General features: G+C 73.3%; 19 protein-coding genes. 7 read left to right on the plus strand and 12 right to left on the minus strand.

Translation table 11 applies throughout. From position 1 onward, the window contains the following. Positions 1-115: 115 nt before the first annotated feature. The 4 genes from AB0I91_RS29235 to AB0I91_RS29250 are packed head-to-tail and all read left to right on the plus strand — an operon-like array spanning position 116 to position 4,927. Positions 116-2,578 carry an ABC transporter permease gene (locus AB0I91_RS29235; protein ID WP_498779479.1) on the plus strand — a complete coding sequence of 821 codons (2,463 nt, stop codon included), beginning with the start codon at positions 116-118 and terminating at the stop codon, positions 2,576-2,578. After that, positions 2,571-3,236, plus strand: a complete 666-nt coding sequence (locus AB0I91_RS29240) for an ABC transporter ATP-binding protein (protein WP_498779480.1) — start codon at positions 2,571-2,573, stop codon at positions 3,234-3,236. Before AB0I91_RS29235 ends, AB0I91_RS29240 begins: the two co-directional genes overlap by 8 nt. Continuing rightward, positions 3,233-3,877 (plus strand): ABC transporter ATP-binding protein, encoded by a 645-nt coding sequence (locus tag AB0I91_RS29245; protein ID WP_498779482.1) that lies wholly within the window; start codon positions 3,233-3,235, stop codon positions 3,875-3,877. Before AB0I91_RS29240 ends, AB0I91_RS29245 begins: the two co-directional genes overlap by 4 nt. Positions 3,878-3,883: 6 nt before the next feature. After that, a complete protein-coding gene (locus AB0I91_RS29250) occupies positions 3,884-4,927 on the plus strand; it encodes a GDSL-type esterase/lipase family protein (RefSeq protein ID WP_498779483.1) in 1,044 nt (347 codons plus the stop codon). 13 nt (positions 4,928-4,940) lie between these two features. Here the strand turns inward: AB0I91_RS29250 and AB0I91_RS29255 are convergent, their stop codons facing one another. Then, on the minus strand, positions 4,941-5,561 hold the full coding sequence (locus AB0I91_RS29255) for a histone deacetylase (RefSeq protein WP_498779485.1): 621 nt from the start codon (positions 5,559-5,561) through the stop codon (positions 4,941-4,943). A gap of 17 nt (positions 5,562-5,578) precedes the next feature. Beyond that, positions 5,579-6,169: an ArsR/SmtB family transcription factor gene (locus AB0I91_RS29260; RefSeq protein WP_498779486.1), complete on the minus strand. Its 591-nt coding sequence runs from the start codon at positions 6,167-6,169 to the stop codon at positions 5,579-5,581. 76 nt (positions 6,170-6,245) lie between these two features. Here AB0I91_RS29260 and AB0I91_RS29265 point away from each other — a divergent pair, with 76 nt between their 5' ends. Beyond that, positions 6,246-7,454, plus strand: a complete 1,209-nt coding sequence (locus AB0I91_RS29265; RefSeq protein ID WP_499639791.1) for an MFS transporter — start codon at positions 6,246-6,248, stop codon at positions 7,452-7,454. A 4-nt stretch (positions 7,455-7,458) separates the two neighbouring features. Here AB0I91_RS29265 and AB0I91_RS29270 read toward each other — a convergent pair whose 3' ends face one another. The 6 genes from AB0I91_RS29270 to pdhA are packed head-to-tail and all read right to left on the minus strand — an operon-like array spanning position 7,459 to position 12,417. Beyond that, the gene (locus AB0I91_RS29270) at positions 7,459-7,710 is read right to left on the minus strand and encodes a hypothetical protein (protein ID WP_498779489.1); all 252 of its coding nucleotides are present in this window, start codon (positions 7,708-7,710) and stop codon (positions 7,459-7,461) included. Between the two features lie 7 nt (positions 7,711-7,717). Continuing rightward, positions 7,718-8,299 carry a GNAT family N-acetyltransferase gene (locus tag AB0I91_RS29275; RefSeq protein WP_498779491.1) on the minus strand — a complete coding sequence of 194 codons (582 nt, stop codon included), beginning with the start codon at positions 8,297-8,299 and terminating at the stop codon, positions 7,718-7,720. Between the two features lie 10 nt (positions 8,300-8,309). Then, positions 8,310-9,086 (minus strand): class I SAM-dependent methyltransferase, encoded by a 777-nt coding sequence (locus AB0I91_RS29280; RefSeq protein WP_498779492.1) that lies wholly within the window; start codon positions 9,084-9,086, stop codon positions 8,310-8,312. Positions 9,087-9,096: 10 nt separating this feature from the next. Continuing rightward, entirely contained in the window at positions 9,097-10,332 is a 1,236-nt protein-coding gene (locus AB0I91_RS29285) for a dihydrolipoamide acetyltransferase family protein (protein ID WP_499639793.1), read from the minus strand. Further along, positions 10,325-11,347 (minus strand): alpha-ketoacid dehydrogenase subunit beta, encoded by a 1,023-nt coding sequence (locus AB0I91_RS29290; RefSeq protein ID WP_498779495.1) that lies wholly within the window; start codon positions 11,345-11,347, stop codon positions 10,325-10,327. The genes AB0I91_RS29285 and AB0I91_RS29290 overlap by 8 nt, the downstream gene beginning before the upstream one ends. Further along, the gene (pdhA, locus tag AB0I91_RS29295; protein ID WP_499639795.1) at positions 11,344-12,417 is read right to left on the minus strand and encodes a pyruvate dehydrogenase (acetyl-transferring) E1 component subunit alpha; all 1,074 of its coding nucleotides are present in this window, start codon (positions 12,415-12,417) and stop codon (positions 11,344-11,346) included. The genes AB0I91_RS29290 and pdhA overlap by 4 nt, the downstream gene beginning before the upstream one ends. A 131-nt stretch (positions 12,418-12,548) precedes the next feature. Between pdhA and AB0I91_RS29300 the strand changes: the two genes are divergently transcribed. Beyond that, positions 12,549-13,031, plus strand: coding sequence for an Lrp/AsnC family transcriptional regulator (locus AB0I91_RS29300; protein ID WP_498779499.1), 483 nt, complete (start codon positions 12,549-12,551; stop codon positions 13,029-13,031). Here the strand turns inward: AB0I91_RS29300 and AB0I91_RS29305 are convergent. The 4 genes from AB0I91_RS29305 to AB0I91_RS29320 all read right to left on the minus strand — a co-directional run bounded on the left by AB0I91_RS29305 (position 13,013) and on the right by AB0I91_RS29320 (position 16,521). Then, a complete protein-coding gene (locus AB0I91_RS29305) occupies positions 13,013-13,732 on the minus strand; it encodes a CAP domain-containing protein (RefSeq protein WP_499639796.1) in 720 nt (239 codons plus the stop codon). The genes AB0I91_RS29300 and AB0I91_RS29305 overlap by 19 nt on opposite strands. A gap of 221 nt (positions 13,733-13,953) precedes the next feature. After that, positions 13,954-15,234, minus strand: coding sequence for a HAMP domain-containing sensor histidine kinase (locus tag AB0I91_RS29310; RefSeq protein ID WP_499639798.1), 1,281 nt, complete (start codon positions 15,232-15,234; stop codon positions 13,954-13,956). After that, positions 15,231-15,911: a response regulator transcription factor gene (locus tag AB0I91_RS29315; RefSeq protein ID WP_499618567.1), complete on the minus strand. Its 681-nt coding sequence runs from the start codon at positions 15,909-15,911 to the stop codon at positions 15,231-15,233. Before AB0I91_RS29315 ends, AB0I91_RS29310 begins: the two co-directional genes overlap by 4 nt. Before the next feature lie 49 nt (positions 15,912-15,960). Next, entirely contained in the window at positions 15,961-16,521 is a 561-nt protein-coding gene (locus AB0I91_RS29320) for a TetR/AcrR family transcriptional regulator (RefSeq protein ID WP_499639800.1), read from the minus strand. Positions 16,522-16,656: 135 nt separating this feature from the next. On the opposite strand from AB0I91_RS29320, the gene AB0I91_RS29325 reads away from it, so the two are divergent. Further along, the gene (locus AB0I91_RS29325) at positions 16,657-17,439 is read left to right on the plus strand and encodes an SGNH/GDSL hydrolase family protein (RefSeq protein WP_498779508.1); all 783 of its coding nucleotides are present in this window, start codon (positions 16,657-16,659) and stop codon (positions 17,437-17,439) included. Positions 17,440-17,471: the final 32 nt, after the last annotated feature.

Consider the following 17,471-nt stretch of genomic DNA (forward strand, 5'->3'; position numbering starts at 1 on the left):
CGGTTTCGGGCGGCGCAACCGGACAACAGGACACGTTGTCCGGACGTTGTCCGGAGGATGACCATCGTTCACGAAAAGTCTCCTGCGCGAAGAGACCGGCGGTTACCGTTCGCGGGTGCAGATCCCGTGGCGAGCCGCCCCGCGCGCGGCCCTGTCGAGCCCGCTGACGTTGCTGGTCAGCGTGGTCACCGCGCTGTTGTCGACCTTCGTGGTGGCCGCCGCCGTGATGCACTCGGCGGCGTCCGGCAGCGCGGCGATCGACTACCAGCGGAACCGCCTGTGCCAGGAGGCGCTGCACCCGTCGCTGGAGGCCACCGGAGTGCGCCAGGACGAGGTGCCCGGGATGGTCCAGGCGATCAAGGAGTCGATGCCGGGCCACGAGCCGTTGATCGGCACCTACCTCCGCGAGGAGCGCGTCGACTTCGGCGGGCGACCCACCGACGCGAAGTTCGGCTACCGCCCGGGCGCCACGGACCACCTGAAGGTGCTCGAAGGCGGCTCGAAGGACGGCCTGTGGGTGCCGAAGAGCATCGCCGAGACCACCGACCTGCGACTGGGCGAGCGCGGCATGGGCGGGCGGCTGCCACCGGTCACCGCGGTCTACGCCGACATCCTCGACCCGCTGCCCGAGTGGTGGTGCCCGGAACGCCACTTCGTCGTGCCCAACGTGCTCGACCGCGACGAGCTGGCGACCGCCGTGGTGTGGATGCCGAGCGCCGAGTCGTTCGCCGCGCTGCCGCCGGAGCTGAACGGCGTGACCGACGTGACCGTGCGCTTCCCGGCCGCCCCGCCGGGCACGATCGCCGAGGCCGAGGAACTGCTGGCCGCGGGCACCGCGCGCGTCGCGCCGATCCAGGAGCACTTCAACCGCACGATGTCGCCGCTGGTCCTGCCGGTGGAGAACGCCAGGCAGACCGTGGCCAACGTGCGTTCCGCCGTGTTGCCGCTGACCCTGATCAGCCTGCTCATCGGCCTGGCCGGCGTCGCCACGGTGACCGTCCAGTGGGCGCAGCGCCGCCAGGCCGAGCTGCGGCTGCTGTGGGTGCGCGGCTCCGGGCCGCTCGCCCTCGGCGGGCGCGGCGTGCTGGAGCTGGGGCTGCCGCTGGTGGTCGGCGGCGTGCTCGGGTTGGGCACGGCCCGGTTGCTGCTGCCCGTCTACGCGCCGTCGGACCTGCTGCCGCCGGGCACCGTGACGACCGCGGCGCTGGCGGTGGTCGCGGTGGTGGCGTCGAGCATCGCGGTCACGTTCGCCACCGGCGCGCTGCGCACGCACCGGGCGTTCCAGGTGGCGGGTCGCGGCAACCGGCTGCGCAAGGTGCTGACCGCGTTGCCGTGGGAGCTGGCCACCGCCGCACTGGCGGTGTGGGCGTGGAACCGCGTGCAGCACAGCGGTCTCGCCACCACGACGAAGATCGGCGCGCTGCCGCGCATCGACGCCGCCGCGCTGGCGTTCCCGCTGCTGGTCGTGCTCACGGTGGCGCTGCTGACGGCCCGGTTGGCGAAGTGGGCGCTGGCCGCGTCGCACCGGGCGAAGCTGTGGTCCAAGCCCGCGGCGCAGTTGGCTATCCGGCGGCTCGCGGCCGGTGCGGGCCCGGTGACCGGCGTGCTGCTGATCGGTGTGCTGGCGGTCGGCACCATCGCGGCCGGCAGCGCCATCGCGGGGTCGCAGGAGACCGCGCTGGAGGTGAAGTCCGGCATGTACGCGGGCGCCAACAGCTACGCCCAGGTCTCGGCGGACGTCACCGAGCTGCCGGAGGCGTTGCGCGGCAACTCCACCATCGTGGGGTACGTCAAGCAGTACGAGCGCGCGGCGCTGGTGGTGGACCCGAGGACGTTCCGCGACGGCGCGTTCCCGTCCGGGATCGACCCGGCGCTGCTGTCCGAGCCGCTCCGGGTGGGCGACGCGCCGCGCGGCGAGGTCCGGTTGCCGGGGCTGCCGCCGTTCGAGCCGGAGGCGTGGGTGCCGTCGTTGCCGAAGCTCGGCCGGGCCGGCTGGGTCCTGCCGGTCGACCGGATCGAGGACCGCCGTGACGTCGGCTCCTGGTACGTGTGGTCGAGCAAGCCGTTGCGCGAGGTGACCGAGGCGCTGTCGGCGGCCGGCGTGAAGGTGTCGCACGAGGTCGGCGAGAAGGAGAAGGCGGTGCAGGGCCTGCCGTTCCTGACGATCAAGTGGACGTTCGGGTTCGTCGCGGCGCTGGGCGCGGTGCTCGCCGTGGTGGCGTCGATCGCGCTGCTGCTGGCGGTGGAGGTGCGGCGGCGGCAGAACGCGCTGTCCGGGGCGTTCAGCGCCCGGATGGGCCTCGGGCCGGCCGCGATGCTGCGCAGCCACCTGCTGGAACTGGGCGCCGTCGCCGCCGCCGCGGTGGTCGTCGGCTCCGCCGCGAGCGCGGTGAGCAGCGCCTTCACCGTGCCGAGGCTGGACCCCGCGCCACGGCTCACCCCGGCCCCGGAAGTGCCGAACGCCCTGCCGCTGCTGGTGACGACGGTGGCCGGGGGCGTGCTGGTGGTGCTGGTGGCGGCGTGGATCGCGGTGCGCGCGGTGCGTTCGGCGAAGATCGGGGAGCTGATCCGTGGTTGAGCACGTGTTGCGGTTGCGCGAGGTGGGGGTGGACTACCGCACGCCCGCCGGGGCGGTGACGGCGGTGTCGGACGTGACGCTGGACGTGCCCGCGACCGGGTTGACGGTGCTGGCCGGGCCGTCCGGGTCGGGCAAGTCGACGTTGCTGCGGGTGCTGAGCCTGGTGGAGCGGCCCACGCGCGGCGGGGTGGAGTTGCGCGGGATGGGCACGGCGCGGTTGTCGTCCGCGGCGCGGCGGAAGCTGCGGCGGACCGAGGTCGCGCTGGTGTTCCAGAACCCGGCGGACAACCTGCTCGGTCACCTGGACGTGGGCGACAACCTGCGGGCGGCGGCGCAGGCGGCGGGCCGGGTCGCGCGGGTGGACGAGGTGCTGGAGCGGTTGGGGCTGCCGGGCACGGCCGGGTGGAAGGTGTCGGCGATGTCGGGCGGGCAGCAGCAGCGGCTCGCGTTCGGGTGCGCGTTGGCGCGGCAGGCGTCGGTCGTGCTGGCCGACGAGCCGACGTCGCAGCTGGACGCGTCGTCGGCGGACCTGGTGCTGGAGACGTTGGCCGACCTGGCGCGGCGGGGCGTGCCGGTCGTGGTGGCCTCGCACGACCCGAGGCTGATCGCGTTGGCGGACACCAGGTTCGACCTGCGGGACGGAGCGTTGGCGGCATGACGGCGTTGCTGGTGAAGGGGATCGAGCGGACGTTCCGGCACGCGAGCGGGCCGGTGCACGTGCTGCGCGGGGTGGACCTGGAGGTGGCGCCGGGCGAGCTGGTGACGCTGTCCGGGCCGTCCGGGTCGGGCAAGAGCGCGTTGCTGACCGTGCTGGCGGGGTTCGACCGGGCGGACGCGGGCACGGTCGAGCTGGCCGGCGAGGTGCGGACGTCGGCGCCGTCGTGGAAGGTGTGCGCGTTGCTGCCGCAGGCGCTCGGGCTGGCCGGTGAGCTGACGCTGGCGGAGAACGTGGCGCTGCCGATCCGGCTCGGCCGCACCGGCGGCTCACTCGACCGGGTGACGGAGTTGCTGGCGGAGCTGGGCATCGACGGGTTGGCCGACCGGTACCCGGCCGAGGTGTCGTTCGGGCAGCAGCAGCGGGCCGCGCTGGCCCGGGCGGTGGTCGGCGAGCCGCGGGTGCTGCTGGCCGACGAGCCGACCGCGCACCTCGACCAGCGCAGCGCGCCGACGGCGGTGCGGGTGCTGCGGCGGGCGGCCGACGCGGGCGCGGCGGTGCTGGTCGCCACGCACCACGACGAGGTGCACCGCGCGGCGGACCGCACGCTGGTGCTCAGCGGCGGGCGGATCTCCGTAGGATAGGCACCGATGTCGCGCCGAATCGTGTCCGTTGCCCTCGTCTTCCCGCTGCTCGCCCTGTTGCTGCTGGTCAGCGACTCGCGGTACCCGACGCGGCCGGGGCCGAAGCGCGACGCGCCGCGCGCGATCGTGGCGATGGGCGACAGCACCATGGCCGGCGAGGGCGCGGGGTCCTACGAGCCGGGCACGAACGGCGAGAACGACAACTGGTGCCACCGGTCGACGAAGGCGTCGGTGCACAAGACGCAGGTCGCCGGCGTGGACAAGGTGTTCAACCTGGCGTGTTCCGGCGCGAACTCCGAGCAGGTCGGCATCACCGACCAGGTGCGCAACACCGAGGGCTCGCAGGCGAGGCAGCTGGCCGCGATCGCGCGCGAGTACCGGGTGTCGGTGGTCGTGGTGGCGGTGGGCGCGAACGACGACCCGCGGTTCGCCGACGTGCTCGGCGCGTGCCTGCGGGCGTGGATCGAACGGCGTGCCGACTGCGCGAAGGCCATGGCCGACGAGTGGAAGGCCCGGGTCGAGCGGATGACGCCCAAGGTGGAGCGCGCGCTGCGCGACATCCGCCGGGTGTTGCAGGACTTGGGCTACACGCCCCGTTCGTACACGCTCGTGTTGCAGTCCTACGCCGCGCCGGTCGCGCCGGGGTTGCCGTTCGACCTGCAGAACCTGGCGGGGTGCCCGTTGCGCACGGGTGACCTGGAGTGGGTGCGGGACAAGGCCGTCGAGCAGCTGTCGGAGGGTTTGCGGACGGCGGCCAAGGCGGCGCAGGCGCGGTTCCTCGACCTGTCGCAGGCGGGTGAGCGGCACGAGGCGTGCATGGGCGGCAAGAAGGCCGACCAGGAGTGGTTCACCCGGCTCACGGTGGACTTCGACGGCCTGCGGGACGAGGCACGGGCGCGGCACGCGTTGCAGGAGTCGTTCCACCCCAACGACCGGGGCTACGAGCAGTTCGGCCGGTGCATGACGGAGTTCCTGGCCACGACGGCGCGGGAGGCGTCGTGCGTGCCCGGTGACGACGGGAACCTCGACGCGGTGGTGGCGCAGGACTGACCGGCGCCCGTCGTCAGGGTCGCGGCGGACCGACCAGCGCCGCGATCTCGGCCGCGGACCAGAACGGGGTGCGACCGGCGAGGTAGTCGGCGATCCGCCGGGCGGTCCAGCCGTGGGTCTCGGCGAGGCCGGCCGCGAGCATGGTCAGGTAGGGGGCGGAGGGCTTGGTGTGCTCGACGTCGGCCGCGCTCCACGGTGCGGTGAACGTCAGCGCCGGGTGGCCGTCGTGCTCGCCGAGGTGGAGCAGGGTCTCGTAGCGGCCGGGCCCGAGCACGTGCCTGCCGTCGGCCATCACGGCGGTCAGGTCGAGGTCCGCGCCGGGGTCGCGGTACATCTCCTGCGCGGCGACATCGGCGAACTGCGCGGTGGTGACGAGGTAGCCGCGGGCGGCGGCGGAGCCGGGCAGCGTCGGGTCGTAGAACGCCCGGCCGCCCAGCCAGACGGGCGACCGGGTGGCGAAGTAGATCCCGCCGGGCACCTCCAACGCCCTGGTGTCCAGCGGCGGGCTGGTGTCCCGGCACCCCGGGTACCCGCGCGTCGCGCCGACCGGCGTCCCACCGGCGAGGTAGCACCTGAACCTCTCGGCGTGCAGGTTCGACCCGTAGCCGACGTACCAGACCAACCGGCGCGACATGGTGTCGATGATGCCCCTCAGGGCCCGTCCGGCGCGTAGTAGGCGGTGAACAGGCGGACCTCGACGCCGTCCTCGTGGTACCCGGTGTCGTGGAGGTCCCGGACGAGCGCGGCGAGCCGGTCGCGGAACTCGGCGGCCTTCGCGGCGGGGATCGACTCGCGGACGGCGATGACGATCGGTTCGACGTGGGTCGTCGTCACGCGTCCGGCGCGGGCGGCGTCCAGGTACTCGTCGCGGTAGTCGTCGAAGGCCGCGGTGATCGTCGCGGCGGCGTCCTCGGTGTCGCGGTGGCGACCGAAGAAGTCGGCGTCGAGCACGAGCGAGGACTGGCAGGCGCGGTAGCGGTGCTCCACGATGCCGGCGACGAGCCTCGTCTCGGCGGTCTCGATCAGGCCGCGCGCTTCGAGTTGCCTGATGTGCCGGTAGAGCCTGGTCGGCTGCTCCCCCAGCTCGCCGGCCAGCTCCTTGACGGACCTGACCCTGCCCTCGTCGCGCATGAGGACGCGGAGGATCGCCAGGCGGAGCGGATCGCCGAGTGCCTTGAACGTCTCCACGTCGGAGACCTTCCGGACGGCGACCCGGCCGCGCTCGTCGGGGTCCGTGGTCACCGGACCATCTTTTCACACCGACGCAACCATTCACGCTATGGTGAGCATTCACGTTGACGTGAATGGGGTGGGGTGTATGACGCGAGGGACGACATCGCTGTGGCGGACCCGCCGGTTCCGGCTGCTCTGGTCGGGGTCGGCGGTCAGCGTGCTGGGGCTCGAAGTGGCGGACATCGGCTACCCGTTGGCGATCCTGGCGCTCACCGGGTCACCCGCGCAGGCGGGCTTGTTCGGCGCCGTGCAGGCGGTCGCCACGCTGCTGGCCGGGCTGCCCGCCGGCGCGGTGCTGGACCGGGGTGACCGGCGGCGCGTGCTGCTGGTCACCGAGGGCACCCGGGCGGTGGTGACGACGGGGGTGGCCGTGGCCCTCACGACCGGTCACCTGCCGTTGGGCGGCCTGTTCCTGGTGGCGGTCGTGCTCGGCGCGATGCAGCCGTTCGGGGGTGCGGCCCGGATGCTGCTGATCCGCGTGGTCGTGCCGCCGGATCAGCTCACCGACGCCCTCACGCAGGACGAGGTCCGGTCGGGGTCGACGCAGCTCGTCGGCCCACCGCTGGGCGGGTTCCTGCACGGCCTGGGTCACGCGCTGCCGTTCGTGTTCACCGCGCTGTCGTTCGTGCTGTCGTGGCTGTGCGCGTTGGTGCTGCGCGTGCCGGAGGTGGAGCCGGAAGCCCGCGCACCGCGGCGGGACGCGCGCTTCCTGGCGGGTGTCAAGGGCATCTGGCACGTGCCGACGTTGCGGGCGGCGACGCTGCTCGTGGTCGCGGTCAACACGACGGGTGCGCCGATCGCGCTGATCGCCGTCGTCGTGCTGCGCGAGCAGGCGGTGGCCGCCTGGGCGATCGGGCTGGTCATGTCCGGCATGGCGGCGGGCGTGCTGGCGGGCGCCGCCCTGGTCGGGCCGTTGCACCGGCGCTTCCAGCCGGGCGCGCTGCTGCTGGGCGTGGCGCTGGCGGAGGTGCCGCTGTTCGCCGGGCTCGCCCTGCCGCTGGGGCCGTGGTGGGTGGCGGCGATCCTGTTCTGCGCCACGCTCTGCGCGCCGACCTTGCGCGTGCTGGTCGACGTGCTGATCTTCCGGCAGGTCCCCGACGAGCGGCGTGGGCGGACGATCGCCGCGGTGATGACGTTGTTCGGCGCGGGGGTGCCCGCCGGCATGGCGGCGGGCGGGCTGCTGCTGCAGCACTTCGGCACGGCGACCGCGGTGCTCGTGCCGGCGGTCGCGCTCGCGGCGCCCGCCGTGCACGCCCTGTGCCGGCCGGAGATCCGTCGCGCCCGGTGGCCCTAGAGGTTCACAGGCAGAGGCGGCACGGGCGGGCGGTCGGGTGTTCGGCTTCCAGTTCCGCGCGGTCGCCGACGAGTTTCACGTAGCTGCCCACCCAGGTGGTGCCGCGGGCCGGGGTGCCGTTGATCGTGCGGCAGGAGGCGCGGTGCAGGACGAGGTTGTCCGGGTTCAGGTTGCGCTCGGCGTTGACGACGTACTGGTCCTGGTTGTCCGCCAGCCAGTGCTCGTAGGCGCCGCTGTCCTCCATGAACCTCTGCATCCGGACATCATGCGCCGCCCGGCCGCCACCGGCTGTCCGCCATCCGGTGCCACTCGTCCTCCAGGATCGCGTAGACGAACTCCTCGCCCCATGCGCCCTTGAAGATCTCGTTGTGCCGGAAGTGGGCTTCCCGGCGCATGCCGAGCCGTTCCATCACGCGCCACGACGGCTCGTTGAACGCGTCGCACGACGCGCTGATCCGGTGCAGGCCGAGGTGGGTGAAGCCGAGGTCCAGCACGGCGGCGGCGGCTTCGGTGGCGTAGCCCTGGCCGTGGTGGTCGGGGTGGAAGATGTAGCCGACCTCGCCCTGCCGGTGCGCCTCGCTGAGCCACTTGAGCACGGCTTCGCCGATCACCTCGCCGTCGCGCTCCACGGCCAGCGCGAGGTGGTCGCCCTCCTTCTCCGGCCACGTCACCGACGCCTTCAAGGCCAGGCTCTCGGCCGTCTCCTCCGGGGTGCGCGCTTCGCCGTAGAGGTAGCGGACGACGTCCGGGCGGGACTGCCACGAGTGCAGCGCGGCGTGGTCGTCGGGGGTGAAGGGCCGCAAGGTCAGGCGCCGGGTCCGGATGGGGTAGTCGGGCTTGGTCACGTCGGGCAATCTACGAAATCCCGGCCACGCCGTCGTCCGGGTTTCCGCGCCGGAGCACCAGGTGGAAGAAGCGGGCGAGGAGCGGGTACGGCATGCGGTCGGCCAGGGCCAGTTCCAGCCGTTCGAGGTCGGCGAAGAACGCCGGGTCGTGCTTGCGGTCGTTGTCGGAGACGTAGTCGTTGACCGCGCGGATGCCGTAGTGGCCGACGAGCGCCCAGTCCGGCAGCCAGTCCCGCACCTGGTCGGCCGTGTAGAGGGTCAACGAGGTGTCGAACGTCTGCGTGTGCGCCTGGTCGGTGTCCAACGCGGCCAGCGCGGCGACCGGGTCGAGGTGCTGGGTGGCGTGCCGCAGCGGCTCGGCGTGGCGGTTCAGCGCGATGACCGACAGCAGCCCGCCCGGCGCGACGAGCCCGACGGTCGCGCGCAGGGCCGCCGCCGGGTCCGGCAGGTACTGGATCACGTTGTGCGCCAGCACCACGTCGTGCTCGACCCGCACGTCCTCGGGCAGCTCGGCGAGATCGGCCCGGACCAGTCGGACCGGCAGGTCGGCCAGGTCGAACGCCCGTTCCGCCTCGGCGAGCATCTCGGCGGACCGGTCGACCACGGTCACGTGGTGGCCGAGCCGGGCCAGCCGCAGCGCGTCCGCGCCGTCCCCGCCGGCCAGGTCGAGCACCGACGCCGGCGCGGGCGGCAGGTGGCGGGCGAGGTTGGCCTCCGCCTGCGTGTAGCGCAGCCGTCCCCACGGTGCTCGCCGCCACTCCCGCCACTGCCGCGTCGCGTCGGTCACGCCGCCCAGGCTAGAGGTCGGCCAGGGCGGTGATCGGGGACTCCACGCAGTCCGCCACGAACCGCAGGAACCCGCCCGCCGTGCCGCCGTCGCACACCCGGTGGTCGAACGCGAGCGTCAGCTGGGCGACCTTGCGCACGGCGAGTTGCCCGTCCACCGCCCACGGCCGGTCGATGATGCGGCCGATGCCGAGGATCGCGGCCTCCGGGTGGTTGATGATGGCGGCCGAGCCGTCGACGCCGAACACGCCGTAGTTGTTGACGGTGAACGTGCCGCCGGTCATCGCGGCCGGCGTGAGCTTGCCTTCGCGGGCCGACGCCGTGTGCGCGGCGATGGCGGACGCGAGCTCCGCGGTGGTCAGGGACTGGGCGTCCCGCACCACCGGCACGACCAGGCCGCGGTCGGTCTGGGCGGCGAAGCCGAGGTGCACCTGGTCCAGGACGACGATCTCGTCGCCCTCGACCCGGGAGTTCAGCTCGGGGAACTTCTTCAGTCCCAGCACGGTGAACCGCGCGAGCAGCGCGAGCAACGACACCGTCGGCAGCGCGGCGCGTGCGGCGAGGAAGTCGGTGGCGTCGACGTCCACCCACACGGTCGCCTCGGGGATCTCCCGGCGTGAGGTGGCCAGCTTCTCCGCGACCGCGCCGCGCAGGCCGCGCAACGGGATGCGACGGCCACCGGTGGGTGCGGGGTCGGGCGTGGCGCGGGCGGCGAGCGCGCGTTCCACGTCCGCCCGCCGGATGACGCCGCCCGGTCCGGTGCCGGCGATCCGGTCGAGCGCCAGGCCGTTGTCCCGCGCGAGCTGCCGCACGAGCGGGGAGATCACGGCGGGTGCGGCGGCGGTGCGTGCAACGGGGATCGTCGCCCGTTCGGGTGTCCCGAGCGGTGAACTCGGGTGCGCCGGAGGGAGGACACCCGTGTTCTGCGCGTTGGACCCGCGAGGGCGGCGTCGGCGGCGCGGGGTTTCGGAGGTGCCGTAGCCGATCAGGACGTTGCCGCTGCCCGACCGCTCCGGCTCGCCCACGGTGAGCAGCACCGAGCCGACGGCCAGCTTCTCCCCCGGCTCGCCGAACCGCGCGCTCACCACGCCCTCGTACGGGCACGGCACCTCGACCACGGCCTTCGCCGTCTCCACCTCCACCACGGGCTGGTCGATCGACACCTGGTCGCCGACCGACACCAGCCAGGTGACGATCTCGCCCTCGGTCAGCCCCTCGCCCAGGTCGGGCAGCCGGAAGTCAGGCACCGTAGCTCCCCACGACCTCGTCGTCCCACTGCAGCCGGGCGATCGCGTCGAGGATCCGGTCGACGCCCGGCAGGTGGTGCTCCTCCAGCTTCGGCGGCGGGTAGGGGATGTCGAACCCGGTCACCCGCAGCACGGGCGCGTGCAGGTGGTGGAAGCACCGCTCGGTCACCCGCGCCACGACCTCCGCGCCGTAGCCGCCGAACCCGGACGCCTCGTGCACGACCACCGCGCGCCCGGTCTTCACCACCGAAGCGCACACCGTCTCGTCGTCGAACGGCGCCAACGACCGCAGGTCCACGACCTCGACGTCCCAGCCCTCCTCCGCCGCCGCCTCGGCCGTCTCCAACGCCGTCGCCACCATCGGCCCGTACGCGATCAACGTGACGTCACGCCCGGTCCGCCGCACCAACGCCCGGTCGAACCCGATCGAGCCGGACGGCGACGACAGCGCGCCCTTGGCCCAGTACCGCCGCTTCGGCTCCAGGAAGATCACCGGATCCGGCGAGTCGATCGAGTCGCGCAGCAGGCGGTAGGCGTCGTCGGGCGTGCCCGGCGTGACGACCCGCAACCCGGGCGTGTGCGTGTAGTAGGCCTCCGACGAGTCGCAGTGGTGCTCGACCCCGCCGATGCCGCCGCCGTACGGCACCCGGATCACCACGGGCAACGACACCCGGCCGCGCGTGCGGTTGCGCAGCTTGGCCAGGTGGCTGGTGATCTGCTCGAACGCCGGGTACGCGAACGCGTCGAACTGCATCTCCACCACGGGCCGCAGCCCGTTCATCGCCATGCCGATCGCGGTGCCGACGATGCCGGACTCGGCCAGCGGCGTGTCGAAGACCCGTTGCTCGCCGAACCGCGCGGCCAGCCCGTCGGTCACCCGGAACACGCCGCCGAGCGCGCCGACGTCCTCGCCGAACACCAGCACGGTCGGGTCGGCGGCCAGCGCGTCGGCCAGCGCCCGGTTCAGCGCGCCGGCCATCGAGACCTGGGACTCCTGTGCGACGACCGCGGTCATGCCAGTTCCTCCCGCAGCGCCGCGGCCTGCTCGCGCAGGTGGCGGGGCGTGGTCGCGTAGACGTGCTCGAACAGGTCCTCCGGCGAGGGCACGACGTCGACGTTCAGCTTCGCCCGCACGGACGCCGCGAACTCCTCCGCCTCGGCCGCCACCGCCGCGCGCCGCGCGTGGTCCAGCAGCCCCCGTGAGGTCAGGTACGCCTCCAGCCGGTCCACCGGGTCGCGGTCCAGCCACGCCGCGACCTCGTCGGACGTGCGGTAGCGGGTGGCGTCGTCGGCGTTGGTGTGCGCTTCGATCCGGTAGGTCAGGGCCTCGATCAGCGTGGGCCCGCCCGACTCCACCGCCTCGCGCACGACCGCGTAGACGGCGGCCACGTCGTTGCCGTCCACCAGCACGGACGGCACGCCGTACCCGACGCCCTTGTGCGCCAACGACGGCGCGGCGTTCTGCTTGGCCATGGGCACGCTGATCGCGTAGCCGTTGTTCTGCACCAGGAACACCACCGGGGCCCGCCACACGCCGGCGAAGTTCAGCGCCTCGTGCGTGTCGCCCTCGGACGTGGCGCCGTCACCGAGCATGACCAGCGCGGCGGTGTCCTCGCCCTTGAGCCGGGCCGCGTGCGCGAAGCCCACCGCGTGCAGCGTGTTGGTCGCCAGCGGGGTGCACTGGGGGCCGACGCGGTGCTCGTAGGGGTCGTAGCCGAGGTGCCAACCGCCTTGCAGCAGGGTCAGCGTCTCGGCGGGGTCGACGCCGCGGGTGACCAGGGCGACGGAGTCGCGGTAGGTCGGGAACAGCCAGTCGTCGGGGCGCAGCGCGAGCACCGCGCCGACCTCGCACGCCTCCTGGCCGCGTGACGACGGGTAGACCGCGAGCCTGCCCTGCTTGGTCAGGGCGGTGGCCTGGGTGTCGAAGCGGCGGCCGACGACCATCCGGCGGTGCAGTTCGAGCAGCACGTCGTCGTCGGGCATGGACAGCGGCGAGTCGTCCACCGGCGTGCCGTCCTTGCGCAGCAACGACAGCGGCTCGTCACTGGGCAGCAACGTCCGCTCGGGCGCGCTGGTGCGGGCCATGGGCTCCTCCGGGTCTCTCACTGTCTCACTGGGCGAGATGGAGGGCATGGTCCAGCTCACAGGGGCCAAAGTTCCAGATCCCGGCCCCGAATCCGGACGAACGGCCGCGCGGACGGGTTATCGTCGGCCACATGACGGCCCGGGCTGGACATTCGGCACCGCTCGACGAGCTCGACCGGCGCATCGTGGAGGAGCTGCGCGCGGACGGGCGGATGTCGATGCGGTCCTTGGCGGAGAAGCTGCACATCTCACGGGCGAGCGCGTACTCGCGGGTGGAGAGGCTGCACCGGGACGGCGTCGTCACCGGGTACACGGCGGTGGTCGACCCCGAGCGCTACGGCTTCGGCATCTCCGCCTACGTCTACCTCAAGATCAGCCAGCACTCGTGGAAGGCGGTGCGGCGGCGGGTGATGGAGATCCCCGAGGTGTGGCACGGCGCGCTGGTGTCCGGCGACTACGACCTGGTGCTGCTGGTGCGCGCGCCGGACGCGCACAGCCTGCGCGACCTGGTGCTGTCGCGGTTGCAGACGATGCCGGACGTGACGTCCAGCCACACCGTGCTGATCCTGGACGAGCTGCCCGCCGGCGGCGACGGTCACCAGCCGAAGTTCTGAGTCCAGTAGATGCCGTAGGAACCGCCGCGGGCCATGCCGACGCCCAACGTCTTGAGCTTGCAGTTCAGGATGTTGGCGCGGTGGCCCGGCGAGTCCATCCAGCCCTTGATCACGGCCTCGGCGGTGCGCTGGCCCGCGGCGATGTTCTCCGCGCCGGGCGCGGGGTGGCCGGCGGCCTTGACCCGGTCGACGAAGCTGCGGCCGTCCTGGGAGACGTGGTCGAAGTAGTCCTGGGCGGCCATGTCGGCGCTGTGCGCGCGGGCGGCGGCGGCCAGCCGGTCGTCGGCGGCCAGCGCGGGGCAGCCGTTCGCGGCGCGTTCGGCGTTGGTGAGCTCGAACGCCTTGGCCTCGGCCAGCTCGACCTCGGTCTTGGTCTTGGTGGGCGCGGCGGGCGCGGGCGGCGGGGCCGGGACCTGGGCCTGCTTCGGCGGCTCGGCGGTGGTCGTGGTCGTCGTGGTGGTGGCCGGCGGCGCCTCCGACGTCGTGGCGGCGGACGAGGACGGCGTGGTCTCCGGCGCGGTGGTCGCGGTGGTCGGCACGGCGTTCGGCTGCGGCGTGGTGCGGACCGTGGCGGTGGCGCTCGCCGCGACGAGGGCCATCCCGTCGGGGTGCTCGCACCCGGCCAGGGCAAACCCGGCGAGGACGACGGCGACGGGCAGCACACTGCTCTTGCGCGACACGCGGAAAACCTCAATCTGCATTCGGCGGTATTCGGGCGCGGCGACCGCGGGTGCGCTTCTTCGCAGGGTAAGCGCACGCGGCCGCCGCACCGAAGTGGGAACCGGGCGGACCGGGCAAGGGTGGGAGCGCCGCGGCCGACTCAATTCCGTGAATAACTTTATCCGGGAATGCGGAACTGTCAACAGCCGTTTATTTAAGGAACATTTAAAGGTCGCATCAGGTGCGGAAAAGGGACCGCGGGTCAGACTGGCTCTTCCGCGCGGCCCAGCCGGAGCTGGACCCGCGTGCCGCCGAGCGGCCCGCGGTCGACCACCAGGGAGCCGCCGGTGGCCTCCGCCGCCCGGCGGGCGATGTCGAGGCCGAGGCCGGTCGAGCCCGCGCCGCTGCTGCCGCGCCGCAGCGCCGCTTCCAGGTCGTCGATGCCCGGCCCGGCGTCCTCGATCACGATGACCACGCGTTCTGGCTGGTGGAACAGCGCGACGACGAACCCGACGCCCTCCGGCGTGTGCCGGAAGACGTTGCCGAGCACGGCGTCCATCGCGGCGGCGAGGTCGCTGCGGGTGAGCGGCACGAACGCGGGGCGCTCGGTGCCGCGCAGGTTCCACAGCCGCTGCTGGTCGTCGGCGAGGGCGGACCAGAAGACCAGGCGGTCGTGCACGACCTGGGCGGCGTCGCACCGGCCGCCGTCCGGGTCGTCCAGCTCGCGGCGGGCGGCCCGGATGAGTTCGTTGACCTCGCGTTCGAGCGCGTGCACGGCCTGCCGGACGCGGTTGGCGCCGGGGTCCTGGCCGAGGGTTTCCGAATCGAGCCGCAACGCGGTGAGCGGTGTGCGCAAACGGTGCGAGAGGTCGGCCAGGATTTCGCGTTCACCGGCCACCAGTTGGCCGATCCGATCGGCCATCCGGTTGAACGCCGCGCCCGCGTCGAGCAATTCCGGCGGACCACTCGGCGTGACCCTCGTGGCGAGATCACCCTGGCCCATTTTGCGCGCGCCCTCGGCGAGGGCGGCGGAGGCCTTGACGACCCGCGCGCCGAGGCGGTCGGCGACCAGCACCGAGCCGAGCACGAGGACGACGGCGACGCCGCTGAGCGCGAGCCAGGCCTGCTCGACGCCCCGGGACAGCTCGGCGCGCGGCACGAAAGCCTCGACCACGGCCACCCGGCCCTCCCCCAGCAGCACGGGTTGCAGGTGCACGAGACCGGCCGGTATCGGCTCGGTGGACGCCAGGCCCTGCTCCCGGGCGGTGCGGATCTGCTGGTCGGTCGCCACGGGCACGCCGACGACCTCGCCGTCGGCCAGGTGCACGGCCACCCGGCCGGCACTGGCGGTGAGGGCCTGGCCGACGGACGCCGGGTCGGAGGTGATCACCAGGACGGGGGTGAGCGCGCCGGCGAGGCGTTCGGCGTCGACGAGCGCGCGGTCCTCGGCGAGCTGGCGCACCACCAGGGCGAGCGGGATCAGGAACGCGAGCGCCACCATCGAGGTGACGGCCAGCGAGACGAGGGCGAGCGACTTCCTCACTCGGCCGCCGTGAGCTTGAACCCGACACCGCGCACGGTGTGCAGGTAGCGGGGTTGGGCGGCGCGTTCGCCGAGCTTGCGGCGCAGCCACGACAGGTGCACGTCCAGCGTCTGGTCGTCGTGCCTGCCGGGCAGGTTCCACAGGTTCGCCAGCAGTTCGGCGCGCGGCACCACCTTGCCCTCGCGCGCGGCGAGGTAGGCGAGGAGGTCGAACTCCTTGCGGGTGAGGTTGAGCTCGCGGCCGTCCAGGCGGGCCTCGCGGCGGTCGGGGTCGACGGTGAGGCGACCGATCCGGAACGCGGCGGGCGCGGCGTCCTTGCGCGCGCGCCGGAGCACCGCGGAGAGCCGGGCGGCGAGGTGCTCGCTGGAGAACGGCTTGACCAGGTAGTCGTCGGCGCCGGCGTTGAGCAGGCGGACGATCTCGCTCTCGTCGTCGCGGGCGGTGGCGACGATGACCGGCACGTCGCACACGCCGCGCATCATCCGCAGCGCGTCCGCGCCGTCCATGTCGGGCAGGCCGAGGTCGAGCACGACCAGGTCGAACGCGCCGCCGGTGATCTCGCGCAACGCCTCCAACGCGGTGCCGACGGGCAGCACCGCGTGCCCGAGCCCGGTCAGCGCCCGGGTCACCGCCGACCGCACCACCGGGTCGTCCTCGACGAGCAGCACCGAGACCATGGCGCGCACCGTAACGCGATCGGGTGTGCTCCTCGCCGCTCCCCCGGCGCTACCCGCGCACCGACCCGGCCGTGCGCCCGGCTCCGGCGACGAACAGGCCGTCCAGCAGGACGGGGATCGCGCGGTGCGGGTCGGGCGTCCGGTCGACGGCCGCCTGGAGCATCGTCAGCACGACCACGACGTCGTCGAGCACGATGTCGTGGCGCAGGTGGCCCGCCGCCCGGGAGCGGTCGAACGGCCCGCGCAGCACGTCCAGCAGTCGGCGGACGTGGCCGCGCCGGTCGGGCTCGGGGAACCGGCGCAGTTCGTCGACCAGCGGGCGCATCGACACCTGGTAGGCCATCACCGCGTGGAGCAGCGCGCGGAAGGCGGCGGGGTCGTCGGCGTCGCGCTCGGCGGCGGCCACCAGCAGGCCGAAGTGCTTGCGCGCCACCGTGAGCAGCAGCGTGCGGCGGTCGGGGAAGTGCCGGTACACCGTCGCCTGGCCGAGACCGGTGAGGCGGGCGATCCGCGCCGGTGACGGCGTCGTGCCGCCGACCACCAGCTCCTCGGCCGCGCGGAGGATCGACGCCCGGTTCCTCAGGGCGTCGCTGCGGCGCGGAACGGTCATGGCGGCACCCCGACGAAGCAGTCCAGGTTACTCGCAGGTAATGAGAATAACACCGACTGTGATCCCTCGGAACGCCTTCGTAACGTCGTCGCCCTGCCGCCTTCACGCAGGTGATGTCTCGAGGAAGGACTGGACGTGCGCGGACGTCTTCTCAGGGTCGTGTGCGCGGTGCTGCCCGCCGCCTTGGCCGCCATGCTCACCTCGACCGCGGCGCAGGCCGCCGCCCCGGTCGACTACGTCGCCCTCGGCGACTCGTACTCCTCCGGCACGGGCGCGCCGCCGTACCTCAGCGGTTCGTGCTACCGCAGTTCCCGCGGGTACGCCCAGCTGTGGGCGAACACGCACGAGGTGTCGTCGTTCAAGTACGCCGCCTGCGGCGGTGCGACCACGCAGAGCATGACCGACCAGTTCGCCTCGCTCGACGCGGGCACCGACCTGGTCTCGATCACCATCGGCGGCAACGACGTCGGGTTCGCCAACACCATGATCACCTGCGTCACGGGCAGCGACACCAGCTGCGTCAACGCGGTGAACGCCGGCATCGAGACCGCGCGCACCACGTTGCCCGGGCGGCTGGACGCCACGTACGCCACGATCCGCGACCGCGCGCCGAACGCCGCCGTGGTCGTGCTGGGCTACCCGCGCCTGGTGGAGCCGAACGGCACGTGCATGAGCGCGACCAAGCGTGCGGCCCTCAACCGGGGCGCCGACGACCTGCACACCGTGATCTCGGCCCGGGCCGCGGCCGCCGGCGTCCGCTACGTCGACGCCCGCGCCCACTTCGCGGGCCACGGCGCGTGCGGCAGCTCGCCGTGGATCAACTCGTTCTCCCTGTTCCGCCTGGTGGAGTCGTTCCACCCCAACGCCACCGGCTACGCCCAGGGCTACCTGCCCCTGCTGAACTCCGCCACCTCCTGACCCGCGCGTGCCGAACGCTCAGGTCCCGCTGG

This window comes from Actinosynnema sp. NPDC049800 (assembly GCF_040656635.1).
GTDB lineage: Bacteria > Actinomycetota > Actinomycetes > Mycobacteriales > Pseudonocardiaceae > Actinosynnema.